Source organism: Micromonospora sp. NPDC047812, from assembly GCF_040704175.1.
Lineage (GTDB): Bacteria > Actinomycetota > Actinomycetes > Mycobacteriales > Micromonosporaceae > Micromonospora.
This window is the reverse complement of the sequence record NZ_JBEYRY010000005.1, coordinates 462529-488398: the sequence shown is the minus strand read 5'-3', so window position 1 is coordinate 488398 and position 25870 is coordinate 462529. Positions and strand designations below refer to the sequence as shown.

Below are 25870 nucleotides of genomic sequence, written 5' to 3'. Positions count from 1 at the left end.
AGCGGGCTCCCGTCTGGACGTGGGGTGAACTATGAACAGTCGAACGATCGCGCGCCCGGAGCCCAGACTCGAGGTCCGGGACCTCGGGTGGCGGCAGCTGTGGGCGGGCGCCCGGCTGCTCGCCCAGGCGTACGAGAACGGCGCCATCTGGGCCGCCGCCGGCTCACTCCCCCGGTGGCAGCGCAGGTCCGCGCTGACCGCGCTGTACCTCGCGGAGCTGGTGATCGCCCAGCTGATGAGCTCGGGCATCACCCTGGCCGCGTACCGTGCCGACCGGCTCGACGGCATCCTCGTCCTCTACGGCGACGAGCGCACGACGCCGTGGTGGGGATGGGCGCTGCGCTCGGTGGCGTGCCTGCTGGCCGGGCCGCGGGCCGTGACGGAGGCAGTCCGGATCTCCAACGCGCTCGACCGGATGCGCCCCAGCAGCCCGCACGTGTGGTTCGCGGTGCTCGGCCGGCGGGTCGACTCGGTCGGTGTCGGCTACGTCCTCATGCGCGCCGGCCAGAAGCGGGCCGAGGCCCTCGGCCTGCCGGGCTACCTGGAGACCTCGGCCGGCCCGGAGCAGGTGCAGATCAACGAGATGCTCGGCTGGACCTCCGTGGACGAGTACGTGCTGAGCACCGGAAGCGTCATCAAGACGATGTGGCGCGACAACCCGGCGCGGTCATGACGGCGGCCGGACTGTGCCGGGGGCTGGACACGCTCTTCGCGGTCCCGCCGGAGCACCGGCTCGACGACGTCGACCGCGCCTCGGCGAGACAGGTCCTCGGCTGCGACGACCACACGCTCTCGGTGTTGCTCGACCGCGGGCTGCCGGCCAGCGGTGACCCGGGCGAGGAGCGGTTCGACTCGCGCGACCTGTTCAACCTGGCGCTGTACTCCGGCACCGGCACGACGGTGCCGGAGCAGGCCTTCGCCTACTCGCTGCGGTGGATGCGCTCGTCGACCGAGGAGCTGCTCGCGCCCCGCGCCTCCCGGTTCGCGCTGCGGATCGCGTGTGCCGCCGACGCGTGCGGCCCGCGGCCGACCAGCACGCTGGCCCTGCCGCGCCCCGAACGCTGCGGCGGCGCGGTGCACGACCTGACGGTCGAACCCGCCGACGGCGTCGCCGGGTCGGACGCCGAGCGCGACGACGCCGTCACCCGTACGGCGTCGCAACTCGCCGTCACCGCCACCGTCCACACCCGCGGCGAGCTGGCCGAGCTGCGCTCCCCGGAGCTGCGTGCGATCGCCGCCGAGTTCGCCGCCATGGACCTGCGCTGGGTCAAGCTGCCCGAGGCCCTGCAGAACGACGTCGACCTGGTGACCACGCACGGCGTGGCGAGCTGCGACTCGGCGAGCCGCTACCTGGCTCAGCTCTGCCGCCGGGCCGGTATCCCGGCGGTCACCAGGATCGGCTGGGTGGTCGGCATGCTCGACCTGGTCCACGCCTGGGTCGAGGTCGAGGACGCCGACGGGGCGACCAAGGTCATCGACCCGGTCTTCGCGCTGTTCTCCGCCACCGTGCGCGACACCAATCCGCTGCTGCGCGATCCGGCCGTCGCGCTGCGCACCAACCGGCTCATCCCGACCGGCCTGTCCACCGGACGGGCCGTGGCCGAACACCGGTGCGCCGACGAACCGACGGCGGCGCGGCTCACCACGAAGATCCTCCCCGCACCGACACGCCCCCAGGAGGGGTCATGAGTACGACCGAGACGGTTCCGGAGTTCCTCACCACGTTCCTGCGCGCCAGATGTCCGGACATCGACTCGGTCGGGCTCGACGACGACCTCGTGGACACGGGCGTCCTGAACTCGATGCACTTCGTCGAGCTGCTCTACCTGATCGAGGCGGAGCTGGGCACGGAGATCTCCCTCGACGAGGTGAGCACGGACGACTTCCGCACCATCTCCCGGATCACGCGACGTTTCTTCACCCCGGGGCAGGGCCTCGGCGCGACACCCAAGGAGTAGCAATGTTGGAGACCCGCGTCCGCGAGGTGGTCGCCTCGGTGTTCGGTGTCGCCCCGGACGAGCTGCCCGAGCAGCTGGATCCGGACACCGTCCCGGGCTGGACCTCGCTGCGCCAGATCCAGCTCATGATGGCGCTCGAGAACGCGTTCGGCATCGAGATCGACCCGAACCTGCTGCCGGCCCTCGCCTCCGGCCCGGCGATCGTGCGGTACCTCGAGGAGACGCTGGCGGTCCCGGAAGGGACGGGCCGATGACGGCGTACCACCCGCAGTTGCGCACGGTGCACGACGTCGTCGCCTTCCACGCCGGGCAGCGGCCCGACCACCCGGCGGTGCACTGCGAGGACCGTTCGGTCAGCTACGCGCAGCTGCACCGGTCGAGCAACCGGACGGCGCACGCCCTGCGGCGCGCCGGGGCCACGGCCGGGCACCGCGTCGCCTACCTGGGCAAGGAGTCCGAGCACTACTACGATGTCCTGTTCGCCTGCGCCAAGACCGGCACCGTGCTGGTCCCCATCAACTGGCGGCTGCGCGCCGGCGAGATCCGCCACATCATGCGCGACTCCGGCAGCACGGTCCTCTTCTGCGACGAGGACCTCCTGGACACCGTCGACACGCTGCGGCCGGACCTGCCCGAGCTGCGCGAGGTCGTGTCGCTGGCCGGCTTCACCGGCTGGCAGGCCGACGAGGACGGCGACCTGGACCCGTCCTGGACCGAGGAGCAGCCCCTGGCCCAGGTGTACACCAGCGGCACGACGGGCAACCCCAAGGGGGTCGTGCTGGCCCACCGCAGCTTCTTCGCGGTGCGGGACGCGCTCGCCTCCGAGGGCCTGGACTGGATCGACTGGCGGCCGGACGACGTGAGCCTGATCGGCATCCCGGGGTTCCACATCGGTGGGCTCTGGTGGTCGATCCAGGGATTCAGCGCCGGCATCACCAACGTGTCGGTCCGGGTGTTCGCCGGGCACGAGGCGGTCCGCCTCATCCGGCGGCACGGCGTCACCACGGCGTGCGTCGTGCCGGCCCAGCTGCAGATGATGCTGGCGCCGCCCCGGCCGAAGCGGGAGGACTTCGTCTCGCTGCGCAAGATCGTCTACGGCGGGTCGCCGATCTCCGAGGCGCTGCTCGGCCGCAGCATCGAGATGTTCGACTGCGAGTTCGCGCAGATCTACGGCCTGTCCGAGAGCGGCAACACCGCCGTCTGCCTGCCGCCGTCGGAGCACGTCGTCGGCGGGCCGCGCATGCAGGCGGCCGGGCGGCCGTACCCGGGCTTCGGCGTGAAGATCATCGACGGTACGGGCCGGGTGCTGCCGCCGTACGAGGTCGGCGAGATCTGCCTGTCGACCCCGGCCCGGATGATCGAGTACCGGGGCCTGCCCGAAGCCACCGCCGCGACCCTGGTCGACGGCTGGCTGCACACCGGCGACGCCGGCTACCTGGACGACGAGGGCTTCCTGTTCGTCCGCGACCGGATCAAGGACACGATCATCGTGGCCGGCGAGAACGTCTACCCGGCGGAGATCGAGAACGCGGTCTGCGCGTACCCGGGCGTGGTCGAGGCCGCCGCCGTCGCCGTGCCGCACGAGCACTGGGGCGAGGTCGTGCACTGCTTCGTGGTGACCCACCCCGACCAGCCCGCGACCGCCCGCGATCTCACCCCGTTCCTGCGGGGACGGATCGCCGACTTCAAGATCCCGGCGAGCTTCGAGTTCGTCGACCAGCTGCCCCGCAACCCGAGCGGAAAGCTCCTCCGGCGGGAGCTGCGCGAGAGGTTCTGGCAGCACCTCGACCGGCGCGTGGCCTGACAGCCGGCGCGGTCCCCGTCCGGCCCCCAACACCCACCCTTCGTGCAAAGGCGGATCCATGCACATTTTCCTGCGACACAACAGCGACCGGATCGCGCTGTCGACAGGCAGCCCCAACCGGCTCTCGCTCGGCTACTCGGAGGACCCGCGAGCGGTAGCGAGCCGGCTGCCCCGGCGCGGCGCCGACGAGCCGAAGAACGTGCTCCTGCTGGGCGCGAACGGATACGTCGGCATGCACATGCTGCGTGAGCTTCTCGGCAACGACCGGGTGGCGACGGTCTACGCGCTGGTGCGCCGCAAGGGCGACAAGTCCGGCGAGGACCGCATCGCGCGGCAGCTGCGCAAGTACAAGATGGAGCTGCCCGACACCGGGAAGCTGTCGGTCCTGGAGGGCAGCTACCTGGAGCCGGCGATGGGGCTCGACCCCGCCGCCCACGACGAGTTGCTCGCCGAGGTCGACGTGGTCATCGACGCCGCGGGGGCGACGACCCACGACTACCCCTACGCCCGGTACCGCCAGGAGAAGGTCCTGCCGACGCTCCGGCTCGCCGAGTTCTGCCTGCAGAAGCGCTTCAAGACGCTGCACGTCATCGGCTCGGTCGGCAGCGAGGTCTACCAGCAGCGGCGCGACTTCTACCGCAACAGCTTCTTCTACACCGGTTACAGCAGGATGAAGTGGGTCGTCAAGCACCTCAGCCTGCGGGCGAACCGTGACGGCGTGCCGATCCACATCTACCAGGCGCCGTTCGCGCTGGGCGGCGCGCCCACCGGGTTCAAGGACCCCGGTATGGAGTACTCGTTCTGGAACATGATCTCGCACATGCTGCAGCTGGGCCTGATCTGGGACTCGGAGGTCACCAGCCCGATCGTCGCGGGCGACGTGCTGGCCCGGTCGGTCGTGGACAACGCGCTGTCGGACGCGCCGCGGGTGATCAGCTACCCGGTGACCCCGGCGACCACCCGCGAGATCGCCGAGCGGTTCGACCTGAAGCTGGTGTCGTGGCAGGAGTTCCGGCGCGAGCTGATCCGGCAGCACCGGTTCCGGCCGGGCCAGATCGACTGGTCGAAGCCGATCACCAGCATCCGGCGCGGCCGGCAGCAGTCCAAGTTCGTACGCTCGCTGTTCCCGCGGTCGTTCCACACGCTGCTGAGCAACATCCACCACGCCGCCGCCAAGCCGACGACCGTGCGGCTCGACACCGACCTGCCGCCGATCGACGTCCTGGTCAACAACGCCAGGCGGATCCGCAAGCTCGGCAAGTACCTGCCCGAGGAGACGGTGGCTCCCGTCGCCGTCGCCGCGTCGGTCCCCGCTCCGCCTCCCGCCGCCGAGCCGGTGGCCGCCGGGGCGGTCTGATCCTCCTGCCCGCGTGGCTGACCCCGGCTGGCCCGGCACCGTCCAGGTCGGCCGGGGTCAGGCGCGCGGGCGGGCCCAGCCCGGCATCCAGGCCCCGGCCACGCTGGCCCTCCGCGCCGACATCAGGTGCCGGCGAAGGGCCGTGAGGCTGGGGTGCCGGTTGCCCGCGCGGCGTACGAACGAGTGGGGGTAGACCGGCGTCGGGCCGTGCAGCGGAATGCGACGCAGGTCGTGGGTGGCCGGCCAGACGTACCGGTCGCCGGTGCCCACGAGGGTCGCCAGGTCGGTGGAGTCGGCGATCGCGTCGAGCAGCGCCTCGGTGCCGAAGTTCGGGCCGATCGCGTCGATCCTCAGGTCGAAGGCTGCGGTGAGTTCGTCGTAGTAGGCGGCCCACTCGGTGCCCCGCCGGATGCCCGGGATCCAGATGCGGTGCCCGGCCAGGTCGGCCGGGGTCAGCGACCGGGCGGCGGCGAGCGGGTGGGACGGCCCGACGAGCAGTTGCAGCGGGTCGTCCAGGGCCCGTTCGACCACGATTCCGTCGGGTAGCGCGCGGTCCGGAACCGGCACGGCCCGGAAGGTCGCGTCGATCTCCCCGGCGCGGACCGCCTCGATGGCCGTCGCGGCGTCGACGTCCGACAGCGTGACGACGTCCAACTCGATCGCCGGGTGCGCCCGGTAGAAGTCCCGCAGTGCCACGGCCGGGGCGATGCGGCGGTTCAGGACGTCCACGCGCAGCGCGCGTTCGCCCGGCCGGACCGAGGCGGCAGCCCGTTCGGCCGCCCGGAGCAGTTCGCGGGAGTGCGGAAGGAACGCCTGTCCGTCGAGGGTGAGCCGGGCGCCGCGGGCGGTACGGGCGAAGAGGGTGACGCCCAGGTCGCGTTCGAGGTTGGCGACGCGCTTGGAGACGGCCTGCTGCGTGATCCGCAGGTCGACGGCGGCTTCCTGGAACTGCCCCGCGTCGGCGACGGCGACGAAGGTGCGCACGGCCTCGATGTCCACGCCCGGCATCGTACGACCGCACAAACGCCGGTTGTGGCTCGCCGGCACGGCCGTTGTTGGACGCCAGCTCACCCGCCCTGGTCGAATCCCTGCGGTCAACGATCGGTTGTGACGGGGAGGGGCAGCATCGTGCCGCAGCGGTTGGGACGGTCGTTCGGGTGGTTGTGGTCTGCGTACGCGGCGAGCACCGTGGGCACCTGGCTGGGGTTCGGGGCGTTCCCGCTCATCGCGATCCAGGTGCTCGACGCCGGTCCGGCCGCGGTCTCCGCGCTGGCCGCGGCGGGCCTGGCGGTGGGTGCGGTGCTGGTCCTCCCCCTTGGCCCGTGGGTCGAGCGGCAGCGCCGGAGGCCCGTCATGGTCGCCACGGACGTCGTCCGGTTCGCGGCCCTGCTGAGCATCCCGATCGCGTTCGGGCTCGGGGTGCTGAGCTACACCCAGTTGCTGGTCGTCTCCGTGCTGGGTGCGGCGGCCAACATCGCGTTCACGTCCGCGAGCGGGGCCTTCGTCAAGTCGATCGTGCGCCCCGAGCAGTTGCTGGTCGCCAACGGACGCTTCGAGTCGACCACCTGGACGGCCACCGCCGTGGGGCCGACCCTGGGCGGGGCCGCCGTCAGCCTGCTGGGGCCCGTCGTCACCGTGATCGCCAACGCGGCCGGGTTCCTGCTGTCGGCACTCGCGCTCGGCATGATCCGCGAGCGCGAGCCGCGCCCGGCGCACCGGACGGCGGCCCGGCTACGCGGCGCGGACCTGGTGGCCGGGTGGCGGTTCATCCTCGCCGACCGTGAGCTGCGCCCGATGTTCGCGAACACCGTGACCGTCAACGCGCTGATCATGGCGACCGAGCCGCTGTTGGCCGTGCTGCTCCTGGGTGACCTGGGCTGGGCCGCCTGGCAGTACGGCCTGGCGTTCGGGCTGCCCTGCGTCGGCGGCTTCATCGGCGCCCAGCTCGCCCCGCGGCTGGCGGCCCGGCACGGACGCCGCCGGGTCCTGCTGGTCTCGGGCGCGCTGCGCGCGGTGTGGCCGGTCGGCCTGTTCTTCGTCATGCCGGGCACGGCCGGCGTCGTCCTGGTGATCGCCGTCGAGCTGGCGCTGATCACCTGCATGGGTGTGTTCAATCCGCTGTTCGCGACCGGGCGACTCGAGCGCGTACCGGCCGAGAGGATCGGCCGCGTCCTGGTCGCCTGGAACGTCACGGGCACCGGGGCGATCGCGGTGCTGACCGCGCTGTGGGGCGCCCTCGCCGCGGTCGCCGGGGTACGCGCCGCGATCGGCGTCGCCGGCGTGCTGCTCCTGGCCACCCCGTTCCTGCTCCCACGCACGGGCACGAGGACGCCGGCCGGCGAACCCGCGCAGCCGACCGTGAGCGCTGCGGCGTGACCGGCGCCGGACCAGGGCGCGCGGCGACCATTCGACCATTCAAGGCTTTGACGTGTTCAAATGCGTCTTTCCGGTTACGGAGTCGCCGTCGAGCGCGCGGGAACGGGAGGACCCAAAGGCTCCCGAGGTCATACAGCAGTCCGCACACGAATGGCCCACCCGCAACCCATCGAGGGGGAATTGCCGCCCCGCGGTCGGCTCTGCCCGCCCCGGGGCCCGCGATTCGACCCACCACCCGAAGGAGCGCCCGCCGCCAAGGCGAAGGACCACCACAGCGCCCTGACCACCCGCCTGCGCGGCGTCCCGCCGAACCCGGCCGAGTCCGGCGGGACGCCCCGACGAGCGCTCGTCAGTGGGATCCACGTCGGCAGAAACGCTGGCGCCACCTGCGCAGACGCCCGCATCGAGGGCCCTGGCCGGCACGCCGGATCACGGCACCCGACCACGGCTCGGCGGTCCCGGCGCCCCGGCCGCTGCCGGCCCTGGAGGTCGCCTCGCATCTCCATTGATTCTCGCTGTAAGACGGCGACAGAGCGACCGCCGACCCCTTGGCAGGAGGTCGACGCATTCGCTACCTTCTCTCTATTGCCGCAAGCGGAATGGATGAGAGGAGTTGTCGTGACGGTGCGCCGCCCGGAGAATGTTTCCGAATTTCATTATCGGGGCCTCCGAAAGCTCGCCGCAGTCGACTCTCCCGCCTCGTCCACCCGACCGATCCGCATCCTGACTGCGTATCCGCGGCACTGAGGTTCCCCCGGACGCCCGTCCCGGACGCAGCGGAGACGGTCCCGTCCAGGGGTGCAGTGAGTCCACCGCGCTCGAGAGGAGGTACACGCCATGGCCTTCGACATCGTGATCGTCGAGACGAACGAAGTTGTGCTGAACCACGGGGCCGTCTGACGCGCCCGGTGCCGGACCCGCCTGCGGGTCCGGCACCATTCCGTCTGTCGTGCCTCGTCGTCGAAAGGGCATCGGAATGCGGGTACGTCGCCGCGACCAGCTCGTCTGCCGCTGGGACAGCGACGCGCTGATGGTCGCCCTGCCCGGTCAACGCCGGTGGCTGCGGGTAACGCCCGACCTGCTGAACCTGTTGCAGAGGCTGGACGACTTCACCGACGTCGACGAGATCGCCGCCCAGTTCCCCGGCGAGGCCGCCGACGCCGCCACCCAGGCGGTCCACAAGCTCCGCGACGCCGGCATCCTCGTCGCCGACACCGACGACGCCCGTACCCCGCCCGTCTGGCAGCACTGGGGCCCCATCGCGTCCCGCATGCACACCGAGGCGCGCGACGCCAACTACCTCGTGGATTCGCCGCAGCGCGACGCCACCGCCGCGCAGATCGCGGCCGACGGTGCGCCTCCGGCGCCCTTCAAGCGGTATCCGGACGCCCCGGCCGTGCACCTTCCCCGACGCACCCTGCCGCTGCGTACGCCCGTCGAGGAGGTGTTCGCCGCCCGGCGCACCCACCGCGCGTTCGCCGGCACCCCGGTCGGCATCGACGCGCTCGCCACCGTGCTGTCCTGCACCTTCGCGCCCCAGCGGTTCCTCGACGGCGGCGCGTTCGGCCCGCAGCAGGGACGCGTCAGCGCCTCCGCCGGTGGCCGGCACGAGGTCGAGTGCTACGTGGCCGTCTACGACGTCACCGGCGTCCCGGCCGGCCTCTACCACTACGCGCCCGAGGTGCACCGCCTGGAACTCCTCGACGCCACCGTCGACCGCGAGCGCATCGCCACCCTGGCCTACGAGCAGGAACCCTCCTACCAGGGGGCCTTCACCTGCCTCACCACCACCGTCGCCGCCCGCCTGTCCTGGAAGTACCGGCACCCCCGGGCCTACCGGCTGTGGATGTTCGACGCCGGCCACTACGGTCAGACCTTCGCGCTGACCTGCACCGCGCTCGGCCTGGCGCCGTTCCAGACCGTGGCGTTCCACGACAGCGGCGTGGAGGCGATGCTCGGCGTGGATCCCGACCACGAGTTCGCCACCTACCTGCTCTCCGCCGGCAATCCCGCGCCCGACGACGGCACCGGGCTGATGTATCCACCGCCGGCGCGCCTGGCCGCCAGCGCACACCGGTCACCGGCCGACCCGACCACCGGCCCGGAACAGCTCGGATGAGCCCGACCGGCCGCATCGGCGTCCCCACCGCGGCGTCCGGCACCGCCAGCCGCGGGGTCCCGCCCGGCCAGGCCACCAGCCCGGCGTCCCTCGTCGGCGCGCCGGCCACCGGCCACCGCCGGACGCGCCGCACGCCATGAGCGCATCCGCCAGCCCCGCCACCGCCGCCGCGCAGAAGCTGAGTCAGCATCCGCGGTTCCTACGGGTGTGGGCCAGCCAGTCCGCCGGGGCCGTCGCCGACCAGATCCTGCCGGTCGCCTTCGCGCTGTACGCCGTACAGCGCGGGGCCGGCGCCGGCACCATCGCCGTCATCCTCGCCGGCCGGGCGATCGCCCTGGTGGTCTGCCTGCTCGCCGGTGGCATCCTCGCCGACCGCGTCTCCCGGCCCCGGATCCTGTTCACCGCCGACCTGATGCGCACCACCATCGTCCTCGGCACGCTGCTCGCCCTCGACGACCTGCCCCTGGCCGCGCTCGGCGTCGTCACCGCGCTCTCCGGCGTGGCCGAGTCCCTGTCCCGGCCGGCCATGCGCTCCCTGGTTCCGGCGCTGCTCCCCGCCGGCCTGCTGGAACGCGGCAACGCCATGGTCTCCGCCGTGCAACGCTCCGCGACCCTCCTCGGGGCGCTCGCGGGCGCCGCGATCGTCACCGCCATCGGCATCCACGCCGCGCTGGGCCTGGCGGCCCTGCTGTTCGCGACCGGCGCCCTCGCGGTGCTGGGCGTGCGCGACGTCGCCGCCGGTGACCGGCCCCGGACCAGCGTCCTGGCCGACGCCGCGGCCGGCATCGCCACCGTCCGGCGTCGCCCCTGGGTCGCCGCCGTCATGGCTGCCGTGGCGGTCCAACTCTTCGCCGGCACCGCACCCAGCCTGACGCTGCTGCCGCTGATCGCCGCGGACCGCCTCGGTGGTGAACTCGCCTACGGGCTCGTCCTCGCCGCGGCTGCCGCCGGTGCCCTTCCGGCCATCGCGCTGGCCGGCCGGTGGCGGCCCCGGCGGCCCGGCACGGTGAGCATGCTCGCCCTCACCACCTACGCCGCCCTGCCCGCCAGCCTCGCCTTCGCCCTGCCGCTGCCCGTCACGGCGGTCTGCTTCGCGGTCGGTGGATTCGTCGTGGAGATCTACTTCATCTACTGGCTGTCCGCCCTGCAACGCGAGATCCCCGCCGAGGTGCTGGGCAAGACCCTCGCCCTGGACCAGCTCAGCGCGTTCGCCCTGCTGCCGGTCGGTTACGCCCTCACCGGGCCGGCGGTCGCGGCGTTCGGAATCCAGCCCACCCTCGTCGCGGCGGCCGCCCTGACCGCCGCGGCCAGCGCCGTCACGCTGCTGGTTCCCGGCGTCAGCACCTTCAGCGACCCCGGCCGCGCCCACGCCACGGGCCCGACGGCGGACGGCGCGGACCGCAGCGGATGATCCGATCGGGTACGCGGAACGGGCCGTGACGCCGCTGGCGGTCACGGCCCGTTCCGCGCGGTGGACACCGTCGCCGGGTCAGCCCACCCGGGCGGCGCCGGCGGTGACGCCCGTGACGCCGCTGCCCGACTTCGTGACGTGGTAGGTGACGGTCGTGCCGCTCCAGAAGTGGAAGGTCAGCGTCACCCGGGCGCCGTCGTCGACCTCGCCGAAGAAGGTGTCGGTCAACGTGATGCGGTTGCCGGCGTAGTCGGGGGCGAAGGCCACGTCGAACTCCTTGAACGGCGTCCAGTCGTGCGGGCCGGCGTTGCTGCCGTCGGCGTACTTCGCCTCCATGGTGGCGAGCTGGTCACCCCGGAACTGGGTCGGCACGGCGAACGAGGTCGTGCTCCCGGTCGCGTTCGACAGCACCGGCGGGTCGTAGGTGACCACGTCGACCCGCCACGGCACCCCGGCGGAGAACCGCGCGTGCAGGGTGGCGTTCACGCCGTACGCCCGGCTGCCGACCAGCCGGGTCAGCGCGCTCGCGGTGAGCGTGAGCTGGTTGCCCGACACGGTGTAGTCGGCGCCCCGCACGAGGGCGGTGCCGCCCTGGTACAGCCCCTGGAAGGTGGTGCCGTTCGGGTTCAGGGTCAGCGACCTGGCGGTGATCGAGCCGGTACGCGGCACGTACACCTGGTCGGAGGAGGCGGTTCCGGACCGGCCGGTCCAGCTCGACCGGATCTGCGCGAACAGCTCCGGGTCCTTCCAGCGGAAGCCGAGCCGGTCGAAGTGCTGCCCGTTGTCCCAGAGCTGGGTGGTGATCTGCCTGGTCTTGGCGTACCAGCCGAGGAACTCGAAGAACTTCAGCTTCTCGCCCTGCTGGATCGTGCCGGTGTGCCGGTCGAAGCCGAGCAGACCGTACTCGCCGATGACCACCGGGATGCCCTTGGCGACGAAGGCGTTGTGCACCCGGTCGAAGGCGTCGGTCAGGTCCTTCTGGGTGGTGGCGTCGAACCGGGTGCCCCCGGCGACGTTCACGCTGAACGGCCAGTAGCCGTAGAAGTGCACGGTGGCGATGAGGTTGCGGTCGCCCAGCTGGGTGAAGGTGCTCGTCAGCTCGTCGATGCGGGGTTGCTCCGACGAGGTGTGCAGGGTCGGCAGCACGAGCATCCGGGTGGCGTTGTTGCCGCCGGAGGCCCGCACGATCCGGTGGAAGGACGTGTTCAGCTCGTGCAGCAGCTGGGCGTTCTGGGCGTCCCCGGAGCTGTTGGCGAACTGCGGCTCGTTGACGCTCTCGAAGTGCAGCTTCGGCGAGGCGTCCCGGAACGCGGTCGCGATCTGGGTCCAGAGCGCGTTGTAGCGGTTGAGGACGGTGGTCCGGTTGGCCGGCATCTCGTTGATCCACTGCCACGAGTCGTGGTGAATGTTGATCATTACGTAGAAGCCGTCGTCCAGGGCCCAGCCGACGACCTCCCTGATCCGGTTCAGCCACGCCGGGTCGATGGTGTATGCCGGCGCCGGGCCGTGGTGGTTGCTCCAGGTGACCGGGATCCGGATGCTGTTGAAGCCCTGCGCCCGGATGGCGTCCAGCTGCGCCTGGGTGACCCGTGGGTTGCCCCAGGCCGTCTCGTCGCTGCCGACCGCGTCGAACGTGTTGCCGAGGTTCCAGCCCGGCTGCATCGCGGCCACGTAGGCCAGCGGGTCGCCGACCGGCGGCGGGGTGGTGGGAGGCGGCGTGGTCGGCGGCGCGGTGGTGGGGCCGACGCCGCCGGTGCAGGTGACGCCGTTGAGGGCGAACGACGTGGGGGCGGTGTTGGCGCCCGACCACGAGCCGTTGAAGCCGAAGGACACCGTGGCGTTGGTGCCGATCGCGGCGTTGTAGCCGACGTCGGTCGCGGTGGCGTCGGCGCCGAGGGAGGTGACGTTGGCGTTCCACGCCGAGGTCACCCGCTGCCCGGAGGGGAACGTCCAGGTAAGCCGCCAGCCGTCGATCGGGTCACCGAGGTTGGTCACGGCCACGTTCGCGGTGAAGCCACCGGGCCACTGGTTGGCCGAGTACGCCACCCGACAGCCGGCCGCCGCGTGGGCGCTCACCGCGAACGTCAGACCGAGGCTCACCAACAGCAGGGTGAGGGCGCTGGTGAACAGGCTCAGCCGCCATCGGGTTCTTCTCGTCGTGCCTCGTATCTCGGCCATGACGCTCCTCGCCTGGGGGTGCCGCTGGGACGGGCTCGCGGCAGGCGCCACCACGAACGCGGCCGCACCCGATCGCGAACCGCAGATTAAGTTTGGATTCCAAACTTTGTCAATCGGCGTACCCCTATTTGAACGCGGGGCGCGGGACAGCGACGCGGGACGGCCGGAGGTTCGACCGCCCCGCGCCGTGCCTCACTGGTTGCGGCGGTACACCTCGATGTACGCCGCGGCGCGGTACTGCTGCCGCACGTCCTGGGCCAGCACGCCGATCCACAGCGGGCCGGTGCCGGTCTTCGAGCTGACCGTCGTGTGCGCCTGGTCCAGCGCGCCGGTGGGCAGGAAGGCCGGCTGCTCCACCACCGCGGAGTGGTACGCGTCCGTGCCCCCCAGCCACCAGACCAGCACGTCCTTGGCCGCGATGTTGCGCGCGTTGTCGATCCGCCCGAGGGTCTGGTACTCGTCGGCCAGCACCTGCGGCAGGAAGCCGCCCCACACGGTGTACTTGTGCGCGCCGAAGGTGCCCAGCGAGTAGCCGTGGCAGAAGAACCTCTGGTCACCGGTGACGGTGGGCCCCGCCCGCCACGCCTCCACGCGGTTGCCGAGATCGGTCCGCACGGACAGGTTCATCCCGCTGACGTTGTTCGCCAGCGCGGGCTGGTGGAGGATCTGGTCGCCACTGGTCAGGTCGAACGGCTGCATGGGACTCCTCGGACGCACGTGCGGCGGATGTGGGCAGGGTTCGACCCTCGGCCATCCGGTCACGCGCGGCAAGCGTGCGGTCACCAACCCGACCCGCGCGGGAGCGCGCGTGCTACGACGCAGGAAAGCCCAGCCGCGCGTTCCGGCCGGGGTCCGCCCGGACCACGTCCATGACCCGTGCCGCCACGGTGGCCGTCCGGCGGTCGCGGAGATCCAGCACGGTGCCGGGGACGCTCACCCGCACGGTCACGAGCAGCCGCATGATGTCCAGCAGGGCGTCGAACCGGCCGGTCAGGTCGAACTGCCGGCCATCGGGTCCGATCACCACGGCCGGGCTCACCCCGGCGGCGAGGGCGCTGCGCTCCCAGTCGATCTCGTACGACCGCCCGTCCGCGCCGACCCGCACGACGAGCTGCTTCGTGCGGTGCAGCAGCGCGAGGTAGGTCATCGGCACGGTCAGCTTCTTGCTGACGTCGATCGGGCGGGTGCCGTCGGCGGGGAAGAGCCGCAGGACGGTCTCCAGCACCGGGCCGGCGTACTGGAAGGTCGCCGTGCCCCGCAGTTGCAGCAACCGACCGTGGATCAGGTGCCCGCCGCGACGTGCCCACCGGCGGTCCACGCCGCCGAACGCCCCCTTCTCGCCGGCCAACAGGTCGACCACCCACCTAGCCCGCTCGTCCGGCACCGGCTCGGGCGTCGGCCATCCGCCGGCGGCCCGTTCGACCAGGCCCTGGAGCCGCCTCGCCACGGCGGGGTCGGCGCAACGCAGGTCGATCGTGTCGCCGTCCATGGTGATCCGGCCGGCGGCCCCGGTGATCCGCCACAGCTCCAGCAGGAGATCCGGGCGCCCGGTCAGCGCGGCGTACCGGCCGTCGAGACCGAGCAGCCCACACGTTCGGACGCCCGACAGCAGGGCGCTGCGCGGCCAGTCGATGCCGAACTCCTCGGGAACGCCGGGATGGACGACGGCGGCGAGTCGCCCCGCGGTGACGGCCGCCAGGCACAGCGACGGCACGCGCCACGTCTGCGTCGACTCGAACGGTTCGCCGCCCTCGGGGTGGACCCGCAGCCTGAGCCGGATGCGCGGCTTCGGCTCGTCGGGGTCGACGTCGTTCCCGTACTCCTGGTACGTCGCCTCCCAGTCCTCGCCGTACGACACGAACGTCGCCTCGCGCACCTCGGCCACGGCCAGGCGGCCGCCCTGGATCGGGATCCGGGCGCGGGGCGCCCACAGGACGAAGGTGTGATCGTCGCAGTGGAACGCCGTGGAGACCCGGTCCCGGTCGGTGATGACCCGGAAGTGCTTCCGGGTGAAGCGGAACGCCGCGACGGCAATCGCGAGGGTGAACACCAACCCGGCGAGAAGGAAGGCCAGCGGGACTCCCCGTTCGCCGCCGCCGGCATCGGCGACGCCCAGGGCGCCGCAGACGAGCAGGATCGGTCCCGCCGCTCCGAGGAGCATGAAGAGCGCGAGGTTGCCGACGAACGTACGGGCGTAGTTCTGCACTGCCCCTCCTCGGCCGGTGTCGGTCCTTGATACCACCGCACGGGATCCGGGGCAGCGCGCCCGGCCGGAGTCCGGTGGTGCCCGCCGGCCGCGCGGGCGGCGGGCACCGTGATGGCGGGCGTCAACCGGCGCAGCAGCCGCCGGCCTGACCGCCGGCGGGCGCGGCATCGAGGGTGGCCAGGTGCAGCGGCGTGGACAGCAGGCCGCCGGAGAGGCCGGTGGCGAGACCACGACCGGCCGGCTCGACGGCGGGGGCGGGACCGCAGCAGCCGTCGCCGTCGCCGGGCTCGGTGGGGTTGCCGTTGCACACCCCGGTCTCGGGCAGCTCGAGCTGGACGTCGCGGGCGGCGTCCCAGTCCCCGGCGAGGGCGGCGACGACGGAGCGGACCTGCTCGTAGCCGGTGGCCATGAGGAACGTCGGCGCCCGACCGTAGCTCTTCATGCCGACGGCGTAGTAGCCGGTCTCCGGGTGGGACAGCTCGTCGACCCCGTGCGGGGGCACGGTGCCGCAGGAGTGCTCGTTCGGGTCGATCAGGGGGGCCAGGGCCCGGGTGGCGCCCATCACCGGGTCCAGGTCCAGTCGCAGCTCGGAGGCGATCGAGTGGTCGGGCCGGAAGCCGGTCGCGGCGACGATCCGGTCGACCGTAATCGACTCCTCGCCGCCGTCGGCGTGCCGGACGACCACCGCGACGCGGTCCTCGGCCGGAGCGAGCGCGTGCACGGAGAAGCCGGTGAGCAGCCGGATCCGGCCGGCGTCGACGTGCCCGCGCAGCCGGGAACCGAGGGCGCCGCGCGCCGGGAGGGCGTCGGCGTCACCGCCGCCGTAGGTGCGGGTGGGGCTGGCCGAGCGGATCGCCCAGGTGACCGTGGTGCCGGGTTCGGCGCCCGCCAGCTCCGCCAGGGACAGCAGCGTGTTCGCGGCGGAGTGACCGGCGCCCACGACGAGGGTGTGCCGGCCGGCGAACCGGGTCCGGTCCGCGCCGAGAACGTCCGGCAACGCGTGCTCCAGGAAGGCGGCGACGTCGGCCTCACCACGGGCGGGCAGGCCGCAGGCGCCGAGGACGTTCGGGGTGGACCAGGTGCCGGAGGCGTCGATGACCGCACGGGCGAGAAGCTCCTCGCCGTCGGCGAGGCGGATCAGAAATGGCGTCCGGTCGCGGCCGCCGGTGCGCAGCCGGTCCAGGCCGAGGCGGCTGATCGCCTCGACCCGGGCGCCGTGGCGCAGGTGCGGCTTGAGGCCCGGCAGGTCCGCCAGGGGCAGGAGGTAGTCGCTTACCAGTTCGGCGCCGGTGGGCAGGGCCTCCGGGTCGGGAGCGACCCAGCCGGCGTCGTCCAGGAGCCGGCGGGCGGCGGGATCCACGTTGTACCGCCACGGCGAGAACACCCGCACGTGGCCCCACTGCCGTACCGCCGCGCCCGGGGTGTCGCCGGCCTCCAGGACGGTGAAGGCGATGCCGCGCTCGTGCAGGTGCGCGGCGGCGGCCAGGCCGACCGGTCCGGCGCCGATCACCGCGACGGGCAGGTCGTTCAGGTTCTTCATCAGACCACTCCACTGCGTAGACATTTATCGAATCAAAAGGGCTGAGTGCGGTCCCGTCACCGGGGCGGGACGGGTCAGGCGATGACGGGACTGCGCCGCTCGAGCAGGACGACGTCGCGCCACCGGCCCCGGTGGCGGCCCACCCGTTCGCGGACGCCGACGACCCGGAAGCCGGCCCGCCGGTGCAGGCCGAGGCTGGCGGTGTTCTCCGGGAAGACACCGGACTGGATGGTCCAGATGCCGGCCGCCTCCGTGGACGCGACGAGCGTGTCCAGCAGGAGCCGGGCCACGCCACGGCCCCGCGCGCCAGGGTCGACGTAGACGGAGTGCTCCACCACGCCGGCGTAGACGGGGCGGGTCGAGGTCGGCGAGACGGCGATCCAGCCGACCACGGCGCCGCCGTCGACGGCCACGAAGCGGTGCCCGGGCAGCCTGGCCGCGTCGAAGTCGGCCCAGGTCGGCGCGCTCGTCTCGAAGCTGGCCTCGCCGTCGTCCAGACCGGCCTGGTAGATCGCCAGCACCCGCTCGGCGTCGTACGGACGCATCGGGCGGACGGTGCTGCCGGCCATCAGCAGGCTCCGTGCGGACCGGAACCGGTGACGGCCGGGGCGGGGCCCGGTTCGTCACCGGGCCCACCGGCCCTCGCCCGACCCGCCGTCGACCATCGGTCCTCGCCGACCATGACGTCCCCCTCCACGAGCCCTGCCTTGACGTTCGTCTAAGCAGACGGTTGCACGTTGATTAGAAGAATGTCAACCTAGAGGAATGTCGAAGCAAGCGGCGCCGCTCGCCCTCCTGGATCTCACCGCCGACGCGGCCTGCTGCCCTCCCCTGGCGCAACGCCGCGTGCCGGCCGAGACGGCCGCGGCGCTCGCTCCCGCGTTCAAGGCGCTCGGGGATCCGGTGCGGTTGCAGCTGATGTCGATGATCGCCTCCGCGGAGGGCGGCGAGGTGTGCGTCTGCGACCTCACCCCCGCCTTCGACCTCACCGGGCCGACGATCTCGCACCACCTGAAGACGCTGCGCGAGGCCGGCCTGGTGGCCGCCGAACGGCGCGGGACCTGGGTCTACTACCGCGCCCGCCCGGCCATCCTGCGCCAGCTCGCCGCGCTGCTCACCGTCGAGCCGGCCCCCGCGCCGTAGACCACGGCTGCCGTTCCCGTCCGGCGCGTCGAGAGGTTCCCGGGTCGGGTCACCCGCCGTCGGACCCAGCTCAGGTCGACGACCGGCCGGTTCGGGATCTCGCCGGCGGCCGGTCCGCGTCAGCCGGCCGCCTCGACGTACGCCGCCAGGTTGGCCAGCGAGGAGGCGATCCCGGCCTCGTGGTCGGCCTGGTCGATGCCGGGTGGCACGTCGGTGGCGGTGACGGTCACCTCCGTCCCCGCGCCGGTGGCGGCGAGGTGCCAGGTCATCGTCATGGTGCCCGCGTACGACGGGTCGTCGGCTTCGAACACCGCCCGCTGCACCACGCGCTCCGGAGGCACCAGGGCGGCGAACCCGACGTCGACGACGTCCGTCGCATCCGAGGTCTTGCCGGGGCTGTCGGCGGCGTCGAGGTAGGTCAGGACCATCCGGAACCCGCCACCGGGGCGCGGATCCCACCGCTCGACCCGCCCGCGCATGCCGTCCGGCGGCAGCCATGCCTCCAGCGACTCCCGGTCGAGCAGGGCGCCGTAGACCCTCGTCGGTGGTGCCGCGATCACCCGGCTGGCGCGGTCGGTCCTTCGCATGACCCGATCCTAGGACCGGGGCTCCGGCAGGCCCGTCCTCATCGGCCGACCCGCGGCGGTGGGAGTCAGCCCAGTTTCGAGCCGGTCACCGTGGGGTTGCGGGCGCCGAGGAAGAAGATGCCGGGGTAGCCGCGCGTCTCGAAGCCGTCGCTCGGGTTGCGGCGCAGGGTGGAGTCCTCGATCCGCATGGTGCCGGTGCGGTCGTTGCTGACGAAGAAGACGGCCCCGCCGCCCTCGTTCGCCCTGTTGTCCTCGATGATCGTGCCGGCGATCCGGACGGTGAACCCGTTGCCGTCGCAGTAGATCGCCCCGCCGCTGCCGCCGCCCGGCGTGCCGGCCCTGGCCGGGTTGGCCCCGGTGCCGACCGCCCGGTTGTCACGCAGGACGCTGTTGAGCACCACCCAGCTGACGCCGATGCTGCTCACCGCGCCGCCGTTGGCGCAGACGCCGCCGTCGAACGTGCTGCCCACCACGTACACCGGCTTGTTCTCGTACTGGCTGAGTACCCGGATCGCCGCGCCGCCCAGGTCTGGGCCGGTACGGTCGCAGCGGTTGCGGACGAAGCGCGAGTTGACCACCCTGAACCGGCCGCCCCGGACGAAGATCGCCCCGCCGCCGCCACCCTCGGCCCGCTCGCCGGTGGAGTTGCCGTCGGCGAAGGTCAGGTTCTGCACGGTGAGCTGCGGGTGGTCCTGGTTCTGGCAGTGCGAGGTGGTCCAGCCCTGCGCGCCGTCGCAGGTGTTCATGTAGAGGATCCGCCGCCGTCCCGCACCACTGAGGGTGACCTTGCCGCCGCCGTCCAGCACGACCCTGGGCCCGTTGGCGTTGCGGACCTTGGCCGTCGCCGTCATCTTGATCGTCACCGGTTCCGGCCCGCAGTCGAACGTGATGACGCCGCCGGCCGCGACCGCCTTGACCACCGCGGCCGAGGTGCAGCTGGCGGCGGTACCGCTGCCGATCGTCCGGGTCGGCTTCGACGTGTCGACGGCGCGCGCCTCGGCCGGCACGTCCGCGCCGCCGTTCGGGTTGCCGGCCTTCAGCGCCCCGGCCTTCGTCGGGGGCTTCGGGCTGGCACTCGCCCCGGGCCCGCCGAGGCCGGTACGGGCCGCCGGAGCCCCGCGCCCGGGCGCCCCGGCCCCACCGGCAGACGTCGACGCGGCGACCGGGGTCGGCGGTGGGTCGCCGTCGGGGGCGGAGTTCCCGCAGGCGGGCAGGCCCGCCCCGGCGACGGTCAGGACGAGCAGGGCGGCAAGCGACTTCACACGCACCCCGTGATGCTAGGAGCCACCCGGACCGGTGAGCGAATCCGCCGCCCGGGCAGACGAGCCCCCGGTCGATCGACCGGGGGCTCGTCGTCGCAGTCGCGTCAGGCGAGGTCGAACCGGTCGAGTTCCATGACCTTGGTCCAGGCCGCGACGAAGTCGGCGACGAACTTCTCGCGCGCGTCCTGGCTGGCGTAGACCTCGGCGAGGGCCCTCAGCTGGGAGTTGGAGCCGAAGATGAGGTCGACCGCGGTGGCGGTCCACTTCACCTCGTCGGTGGCCAGGTCCCGGATCTCGTACACGTGCTCGTCGGACTCCGACGCCTTCCACCGGGTGCCCGGGGAGAGCAGGTTGGCGAAGAAGTCGTTGGTGAGCACCCCGGGCCGGTCGGTGAGGACGCCGTGCCGCGTGCCGCCGACGTTGGCCCCGAGGGAGCGCAGGCCGCCGACGAGGACGGTCATCTCGGGCGCGGTCAGGTCGAGCATGTAGGCACGGTCGATGAGCAGTACCTCCGGCTGCGTCTTCTCGCCGGGGCGCAGGTAGTTGCGGAACCCGTCGGCGCGCGGCTCGAGGACCCGGAAGGACTCGACGTCGGTCTGCTCCTCGGTGGCGTCGGTGCGGCCGGGGTGGAACGGCACGGTCACCTCGACGCCGGCGTCACGCGCCGCCTTCTCCACGGCCGCCGAGCCGGCCAGCACGATCAGGTCCGCGAGGGAGATCTTCGCGCCGCCGGCGGAGTTGAACTCCCGCCGGATGCCCTCGAGTGCCTCCAGGACCGTCGCGAGCTGCTCGGGCTGGTTGACCTCCCAGCTGCGCTGCGGCTCGAGACGGATCCGCGCGCCGTTGGCGCCGCCGCGCTTGTCGGTGGAGCGGAAGCTGGCGGCCGAGGCCCAGGCGGTGGAGACCAGCTGGGCGGTCGTCAGACCGGATTCCAGAACCTTCGCCTTGAGGGCCGCGACGTCGGCGTCGCCCACCAGCTCGTGGTCGACGGCCGGCACCGGGTCCTGCCACAGCTGGGGCTCCGGCACCCACGGCCCGAGGAAGCGGCTGACCGGGCCCATGTCGCGGTGCAGCAGCTTGTACCAGGCCTTGGCGAAGGCCAGCGCGAACTCGTCGGGGTGCTCCAGGAAGCGGCGCGAGATCTTCTCGTACGCCGGGTCGACGCGCAGCGACAGGTCGGTGGTGAGCATCGTCGGCTTGTGCTTCTTCGACGGGTCGTGGGCGTCCGGGATGATCGCCTCGGCGTCCTTGGCGACCCACTGCTTCGCGCCGCCGGGGCTCGTGGTGAGCTCCCACTCGTAGCCGAAGAGGATCTCGAAGAAGCGGTTGCTCCACTGCGTCGGCCGGTCGGTCCAGGTCACCTCGAGACCGCTGGTGATCGTGTCCCCGCCCTTGCCGCTGCCGTGGGTGCTCAACCAGCCGAGGCCCTGCGCCTCCAGCGGGGCGGCCTCGGGCTCGGGGCCCACGTGGTCGTCGGCGACGCCGGCGCCGTGGGTCTTGCCGAAGGTGTGGCCACCGGCGATGAGGGCGACGGTCTCCTCGTCGTCCATCGCCATCCGGGCGAACGTCTCGCGGATGAAGTGCGCCGCCGCGGCCGGGTCCGCGTTGCCGCGGGGGCCCTCGGGGTTGACGTAGATGAGGCCCATCTCGGTCGCCCCGACGCCGGGTGCCATCTCCTTCTCGGAGGCGTAGCGCTCGTCGCCGAGCCAGGTGTCCTCCGGGCCCCAGAAGATCTCCTCGGGCTCCCAGACGTCCTCCCGGCCGAAGCCGAAGCCGAAGGTCTTGAAGCCCATCGACTCCAGAGCGACGTTGCCGGCGAGCACGAGCAGGTCGGCCCAGGAGATCTTCTGGCCGTACTTCTGCTTGACCGGCCAGAGCAGGCGGCGGGCCTTGTCGAGGTTGGCGTTGTCGGGCCAGCTGTTGAGCGGGGCGAACCGCTGCCCGCCGTCACCGGCGCCGCCGCGACCGTCCTCGATGCGGTAGGTGCCCGCGGCGTGCCAGCTCATCCGGATCATCAGGCCGCCGTAGTGGCCGAAGTCGGCCGGCCACCAGTCCTGCGAGGTGGTGAGGACCTCGACGATGTCCCGCTTGAGGGCCTCGACGTCGAGCTTGGCGAACTCCCTGGCGTAGCTGAAGTCCTCCCCCAGCGGGTTGCCCTTGGACGAGTGGGCGTGCAGCACCGACAGGTCGAGCTGGTTGGGCCACCAGTCCCGGTTGGTGCGCGGACGGCCTCCGGTCTTGGGCGTCGGCGAGTCGATCGCCGGGTTCTCGCTCTCGCTGCCGTGCGCGGTCACGGAGTCGTGCGCGACCGGGCAGCCGGCCGCCTCCTTCTTGTCCACGCCCTGCGCGCTGACGGGTCCGTTGCCCTGGGTGTCGCTCATCTGCTTCCTTCCGAACTGGCGGATCGCTGAACGGTGCGTTCGGTCGCACAGTCGGGGCAGGTGCCCCAGTAGACGACCTCCGCCTCGTCGACCACGAAGCCGCGGTCGTCGGAGGCGGTGAGACAGGGGGCATGGCCGACGGCGCACTCGACGTCGGCGATCGCGCCGCAGGAGCGGCACACGACATGGTGGTGGTTGTCGCCCACCCGGGATTCGTAGCGGGCGGTCGCACCGGCGGGCTGGATGCGCCGCACCAGACCGGCGTCGGTGAGCGCCCGCAGCACGTCGTACACCGCCTGGTGGGAGACCGTGGGCTGCTCCGCCCGCACCAGGGCGATCACCGTGTCGGTGTCGACGTGCGGGTGGTCGCGCAGCGCTCTGAGCACCGCCAACCGGGGCCGCGTCACGCGCAACGAGACCGCCCGCAGCTGGGTCTCGAAGTCGGGCGTCACGTGATGAAGATAGTCCAGTATTCTGGAACCGATCAAGTTTTTCCCGGGTTCGACCCGCGCACCTCCGACGCGACCCCCGGCCGCTCGACCGTGGGGCCGAGGTCGATCACCGACGGCTTCCGGATCGGCTGTCGGACCGCAGCAGCTCGTCCACGCTGTCGCGCAGCGCCCTGCGGTTCGCGTGCCCGGTCTTGAGCAGCAGGCTGGCGACGTGCTTCTCGACCGTACGCGGCGAGAGGTGCAACAGCGAGGCCAGGTCCTGGTTGTCGTGGCCCTTCGCGAGCAGCACGAGCACCTCGTGCTCGCGGACGGTCACCCCGACGGCGCGCAGCCGGGCCGGGATGCGGTCGTGACCGGAGCGCCGTTGCCCGAGCGATGCGCCGGCCTGACGGAGCAGGCCCCGGCAGGCGCCGGCGATCACCGGCGCGTCGACGTTGTGGAAGTGGTCCTCCGCCGCCCGCAGCCAGGTGACGGGCTCGCCCCACCCGTCGGCGAGCGCGGCCTCGGCGACCAGACGCAACCCCAGGTGATAGGTCATGCGGTACGGCGCCGCGGCCTCCAGGGCCAGCGCGACCTCCGCGGCGGCCCGCTCGCGCTGCCCCGCGCGCCCGTACACCACCGCCTTCGCCAGGTGCAGGAACTGCCGGTTCCAGCGCAGGCTCGCACCCGGTGCCAGCGCCACCGCCTCCATGCCGGTGCGGTCCAGCGACCCGGCCAGCGCGTCGAGCAGTGGCCGCAGCCCGAAGCGACCCGTCATGTAGTAGGTGTTCGGGTGGTCGTCCTCCCACGCCCGGGCCAGGTCGAGGGCCCGGACCGCCGCCGGGCGGTCCTCCTCCAGCAGCGCGCAGACGGCTTCGCAGAACCCGTAGGCGAGGGGCACGTGCCCGGACTCTCCCCCACCGACCGCCCGGAACTCCTCGAGCCGCTGCTCCATCAGTCGTCGTCGTCCCCGGTGGGCGGCGGAGGCGGCGGCCGTCACCAGCGCGAACTGCTGGTCGTCGATGTTGCGCAGCCGGGCGGTCGCCGCGGCGCACCGGGCGGCGAGTTCGTCACCTGTCGCGTAGTCGCCCTGCATCACGGCACGGATCGCGTACACGCCCTCGATGCTCTGCCCGAGCATGATGGCGCCGGACAGCTGCGCGGCCTGCTCCGCCTGGCGCAGCAGCGTCTGCTCACCGGTCCGCATGCTCTGGTTGACCCCGAGCCGGAACAGCGCGTTGATGCGCCACAGGGGCAGGCGGTGCTCCTCGGCCATCGCCAGCATCCTGGTCAGGTAGGACTCCGCCTCGTCGAAGCTCCGGCTGCGGGCGATCATGGCCAGGAGTTGCAGGGCCTGGCACGCCGTCTCCGCCATCGGCACCCGCTCGGCGACCGCCAGAGCCTGGAGCACGAGCTGCTCGGCCTGCGTGGTCCGGCCGCAGCCGTCACCGTCGCCGAAGATCAGGTGCGCCTCGACCACGTCCACCCGGGCCGCCGGCCCCGGCGGCGGGTTGCTGCCGAGGATCGCCCGGGCGATGCGTACCTGGGTCGCGCCGTCGGACCACCGCCCGGTCATGACCGCGACCCAGGCGAGCCGGGTCCGGATGCTGACGTGCTGCTCGACGCCGAGGGTCACGGCGTTCACCCAGGTCGCGTCGTCGACCAGGGCGAACGCCCGGTTCGCGTGGCCGGCTTCGGCCAGGGCGTTGAGCAGCGACTCGAGGATGCCGGCGCGCGCCTCGGGGTCGGGCGGGTCGGACATCAGCTCGTACGCCCGGTCGAGCAGGGTGACGGCCGAGGTGGTGGCGCCGTCGCCGAGGGCCCGCCGGCCCGCCTCCGCGAACAACAGGCCCGCGGCGTGGTTGTCGCCGGCGGTCTGCCTGAGTTCCGCCGCGAGCTGGCACCAGTGGCCGGGCAGCCCGGCGTACGCCGACTCCAGCGCGTCGGCGGCGCGCTTCGCCAGCGCGGACCGTTCGGCGGGGGTGAGCGTGGCCAGGATCGCGTCGGCGGTCAACGCGTGGCGGAAGGAGTACCAGTCGGGGGTCGACCGGTCGGGCATGATGACCTCGACGTCCACCCCGGAGCGCAGGTGGCTCAGCATGGCCCGCTCCTCGAGACCGGTCGCCGCCCGGACCGCGGCCACGGGGAAGCGACGGCCCAGCACCGCGGCGGTGTGCAGCAGCGTCCGCGCCTGCGGATCGAGGCTGGCCAGCCGGCGCGTCACACTGAGCGTGACGGTGTTCGGCAACGCGATGGCCGGGTCGTCGCTGAACCGCCAGCCGTCGCCGTCGCGGACCAGAGCGCGCGCGCCGATCATGCTGTTGAGGAGTTCCTCGGCGACGAACGGGTTGCCTTCGCTGTCGCGTACCAACCGGTCGGTCAGTTCGGCGGGCACGGCGTCGGTGTCGAGGCAGGCGGAGGCGAGTTCGTGGACCTCCTGATCGGACAGGGGGCGCAGTTCGACGACGGTCGCGGACCGACGCACGGCCGCGGCCCAGGCCAGCTCCGTCGCGGGGCCGCTGCCCGGCCGCATGGTGGCCACCATCAGGATGGGCAGGTCGGCGAGGTTGTCGACCAGATACTCCACGACGGCGTGGGTCTCGGCGTCGGCGTCGTGGATGTCCTCGAGGACGAGGACGCAGCCCCGGCCCCCGGCCACGGCGGTGACGAGCCGCAGGACGGCCTCGGCCAGTTCGACGATCGAGGCCACCCGTTCCGGCACCGCGGGGTCCCGCCACTCCGGAACGAGCCGGGCGAGGGCCGGGCGGTACGGCGCCAGCTCGGTGTTGTCCGGCAGCCGACCCGTGCGCGACAGCGAGAAGATCGCCTCGGTCAGCGGGCGGAACGGGACGATGGGGCCGGTGGAGCTGCTACGGCCCCGTAGCAGCTCCATACCGGCCTCCGCCGCCGCGTGCGCGCAGTGTTCCGCGAGCCGGGTCTTGCCGATCCCCGCCTCGCCGATCAGGAAGATCGTGCCGCCGGACGAGGCCCGCGTGGCCGTCAGTCGAGCGTTGACGGTGCGGAGTTCGGCATCACGTCCGATCATCACCGGCGAGGAGAAACGCATGCCCGCAGGCTAACGTGAGCGACGCCCGCATTACCGCGTCGAACACGGGG

The 25870-nt window shown here is 72.6% G+C and carries 21 protein-coding genes; 10 read left to right on the top strand and 11 right to left on the bottom strand.

Annotated features, from left to right (window positions below; translation table 11 throughout):
* Window positions 1–31: 31 nt before the first annotated feature.
* From AB0883_RS21820 to AB0883_RS21795, 6 genes are read left to right on the top strand one after another with little or no spacing between them, the layout of a single operon-like run.
* A complete protein-coding gene (locus AB0883_RS21820) occupies window positions 32–673 on the top strand; it encodes a hypothetical protein (protein ID WP_121401313.1) in 642 nt (213 codons plus the stop codon).
* A complete protein-coding gene (locus tag AB0883_RS21815) occupies window positions 646–1689 on the top strand; it encodes a transglutaminase domain-containing protein (protein WP_366642983.1) in 1044 nt (347 codons plus the stop codon). The genes AB0883_RS21820 and AB0883_RS21815 overlap by 28 nt, the downstream gene beginning before the upstream one ends.
* Window positions 1686–1958, top strand: a complete 273-nt coding sequence (locus tag AB0883_RS21810) for an acyl carrier protein (protein WP_121401311.1) — start codon at window positions 1686–1688, stop codon at window positions 1956–1958. The genes AB0883_RS21815 and AB0883_RS21810 overlap by 4 nt, the downstream gene beginning before the upstream one ends.
* Before the next feature lie 2 nt (window positions 1959–1960).
* Window positions 1961–2212, top strand: a complete 252-nt coding sequence (locus AB0883_RS21805; RefSeq protein WP_121401310.1) for an acyl carrier protein — start codon at window positions 1961–1963, stop codon at window positions 2210–2212.
* The gene (locus tag AB0883_RS21800; protein ID WP_366642982.1) at window positions 2209–3762 is read left to right on the top strand and encodes a long-chain-fatty-acid--CoA ligase; all 1554 of its coding nucleotides are present in this window, start codon (window positions 2209–2211) and stop codon (window positions 3760–3762) included. The genes AB0883_RS21805 and AB0883_RS21800 overlap by 4 nt, the downstream gene beginning before the upstream one ends.
* Before the next feature lie 58 nt (window positions 3763–3820).
* Window positions 3821–5119, top strand: coding sequence for an SDR family oxidoreductase (locus AB0883_RS21795; RefSeq protein ID WP_366642981.1), 1299 nt, complete (start codon window positions 3821–3823; stop codon window positions 5117–5119).
* Between the two features lie 57 nt (window positions 5120–5176).
* Here AB0883_RS21795 and AB0883_RS21790 read toward each other — a convergent pair whose 3' ends face one another.
* Window positions 5177–6127 carry a LysR family transcriptional regulator gene (locus AB0883_RS21790; RefSeq protein ID WP_366642980.1) on the bottom strand — a complete coding sequence of 317 codons (951 nt, stop codon included), beginning with the start codon at window positions 6125–6127 and terminating at the stop codon, window positions 5177–5179.
* A 99-nt stretch (window positions 6128–6226) separates the two neighbouring features.
* Between AB0883_RS21790 and AB0883_RS21785 the strand changes: the two genes are divergently transcribed.
* The 3 genes from AB0883_RS21785 to AB0883_RS21775 all read left to right on the top strand — a co-directional run bounded on the left by AB0883_RS21785 (window position 6227) and on the right by AB0883_RS21775 (window position 11025).
* Window positions 6227–7495: an MFS transporter gene (locus AB0883_RS21785; RefSeq protein ID WP_366642979.1), complete on the top strand. Its 1269-nt coding sequence runs from the start codon at window positions 6227–6229 to the stop codon at window positions 7493–7495.
* 949 nt (window positions 7496–8444) lie between these two features.
* A complete protein-coding gene (locus AB0883_RS21780; protein ID WP_366642978.1) occupies window positions 8445–9614 on the top strand; it encodes a SagB/ThcOx family dehydrogenase in 1170 nt (389 codons plus the stop codon).
* 136 nt (window positions 9615–9750) lie between these two features.
* A complete protein-coding gene (locus AB0883_RS21775) occupies window positions 9751–11025 on the top strand; it encodes an MFS transporter (RefSeq protein ID WP_366642977.1) in 1275 nt (424 codons plus the stop codon).
* 78 nt (window positions 11026–11103) lie between these two features.
* Here AB0883_RS21775 and AB0883_RS21770 read toward each other — a convergent pair whose 3' ends face one another.
* The 5 genes from AB0883_RS21770 to AB0883_RS21750 form a co-directional block, all read right to left on the bottom strand.
* Entirely contained in the window at window positions 11104–13203 is a 2100-nt protein-coding gene (locus AB0883_RS21770) for a cellulase family glycosylhydrolase (RefSeq protein WP_366642976.1), read from the bottom strand.
* A 192-nt stretch (window positions 13204–13395) separates the two neighbouring features.
* On the bottom strand, window positions 13396–13902 hold the full coding sequence (locus AB0883_RS21765; protein WP_366642975.1) for a hypothetical protein: 507 nt from the start codon (window positions 13900–13902) through the stop codon (window positions 13396–13398).
* A 112-nt stretch (window positions 13903–14014) separates the two neighbouring features.
* Window positions 14015–15409 (bottom strand): hypothetical protein, encoded by a 1395-nt coding sequence (locus AB0883_RS21760; RefSeq protein WP_366642974.1) that lies wholly within the window; start codon window positions 15407–15409, stop codon window positions 14015–14017.
* A 121-nt stretch (window positions 15410–15530) separates the two neighbouring features.
* Window positions 15531–16949, bottom strand: a complete 1419-nt coding sequence (locus tag AB0883_RS21755) for an FAD-dependent oxidoreductase (RefSeq protein ID WP_366643027.1) — start codon at window positions 16947–16949, stop codon at window positions 15531–15533.
* Window positions 16950–17023: 74 nt separating this feature from the next.
* The gene (locus AB0883_RS21750) at window positions 17024–17518 is read right to left on the bottom strand and encodes an N-acetyltransferase family protein (protein WP_366642973.1); all 495 of its coding nucleotides are present in this window, start codon (window positions 17516–17518) and stop codon (window positions 17024–17026) included.
* Window positions 17519–17714: 196 nt separating this feature from the next.
* Here AB0883_RS21750 and AB0883_RS21745 point away from each other — a divergent pair, with 196 nt between their 5' ends.
* Window positions 17715–18092 carry a metalloregulator ArsR/SmtB family transcription factor gene (locus tag AB0883_RS21745; RefSeq protein WP_121401300.1) on the top strand — a complete coding sequence of 126 codons (378 nt, stop codon included), beginning with the start codon at window positions 17715–17717 and terminating at the stop codon, window positions 18090–18092.
* A 119-nt stretch (window positions 18093–18211) separates the two neighbouring features.
* Here the strand turns inward: AB0883_RS21745 and AB0883_RS21740 are convergent, their stop codons facing one another.
* The 5 genes from AB0883_RS21740 to AB0883_RS21720 form a co-directional block, all read right to left on the bottom strand.
* Window positions 18212–18679, bottom strand: a complete 468-nt coding sequence (locus AB0883_RS21740; protein ID WP_366642972.1) for an SRPBCC family protein — start codon at window positions 18677–18679, stop codon at window positions 18212–18214.
* 65 nt (window positions 18680–18744) lie between these two features.
* A complete protein-coding gene (locus AB0883_RS21735) occupies window positions 18745–19947 on the bottom strand; it encodes a hypothetical protein (protein WP_366642971.1) in 1203 nt (400 codons plus the stop codon).
* A 98-nt stretch (window positions 19948–20045) separates the two neighbouring features.
* Window positions 20046–22322: a catalase/peroxidase HPI gene (gene katG / locus AB0883_RS21730; RefSeq protein WP_366642970.1), complete on the bottom strand. Its 2277-nt coding sequence runs from the start codon at window positions 22320–22322 to the stop codon at window positions 20046–20048.
* On the bottom strand, window positions 22319–22774 hold the full coding sequence (locus tag AB0883_RS21725; protein ID WP_366642969.1) for a Fur family transcriptional regulator: 456 nt from the start codon (window positions 22772–22774) through the stop codon (window positions 22319–22321). The genes katG and AB0883_RS21725 overlap by 4 nt, the downstream gene beginning before the upstream one ends.
* A gap of 106 nt (window positions 22775–22880) precedes the next feature.
* On the bottom strand, window positions 22881–25820 hold the full coding sequence (locus AB0883_RS21720; RefSeq protein WP_366642968.1) for an AAA family ATPase: 2940 nt from the start codon (window positions 25818–25820) through the stop codon (window positions 22881–22883).
* Window positions 25821–25870 lie beyond the last annotated feature (50 nt).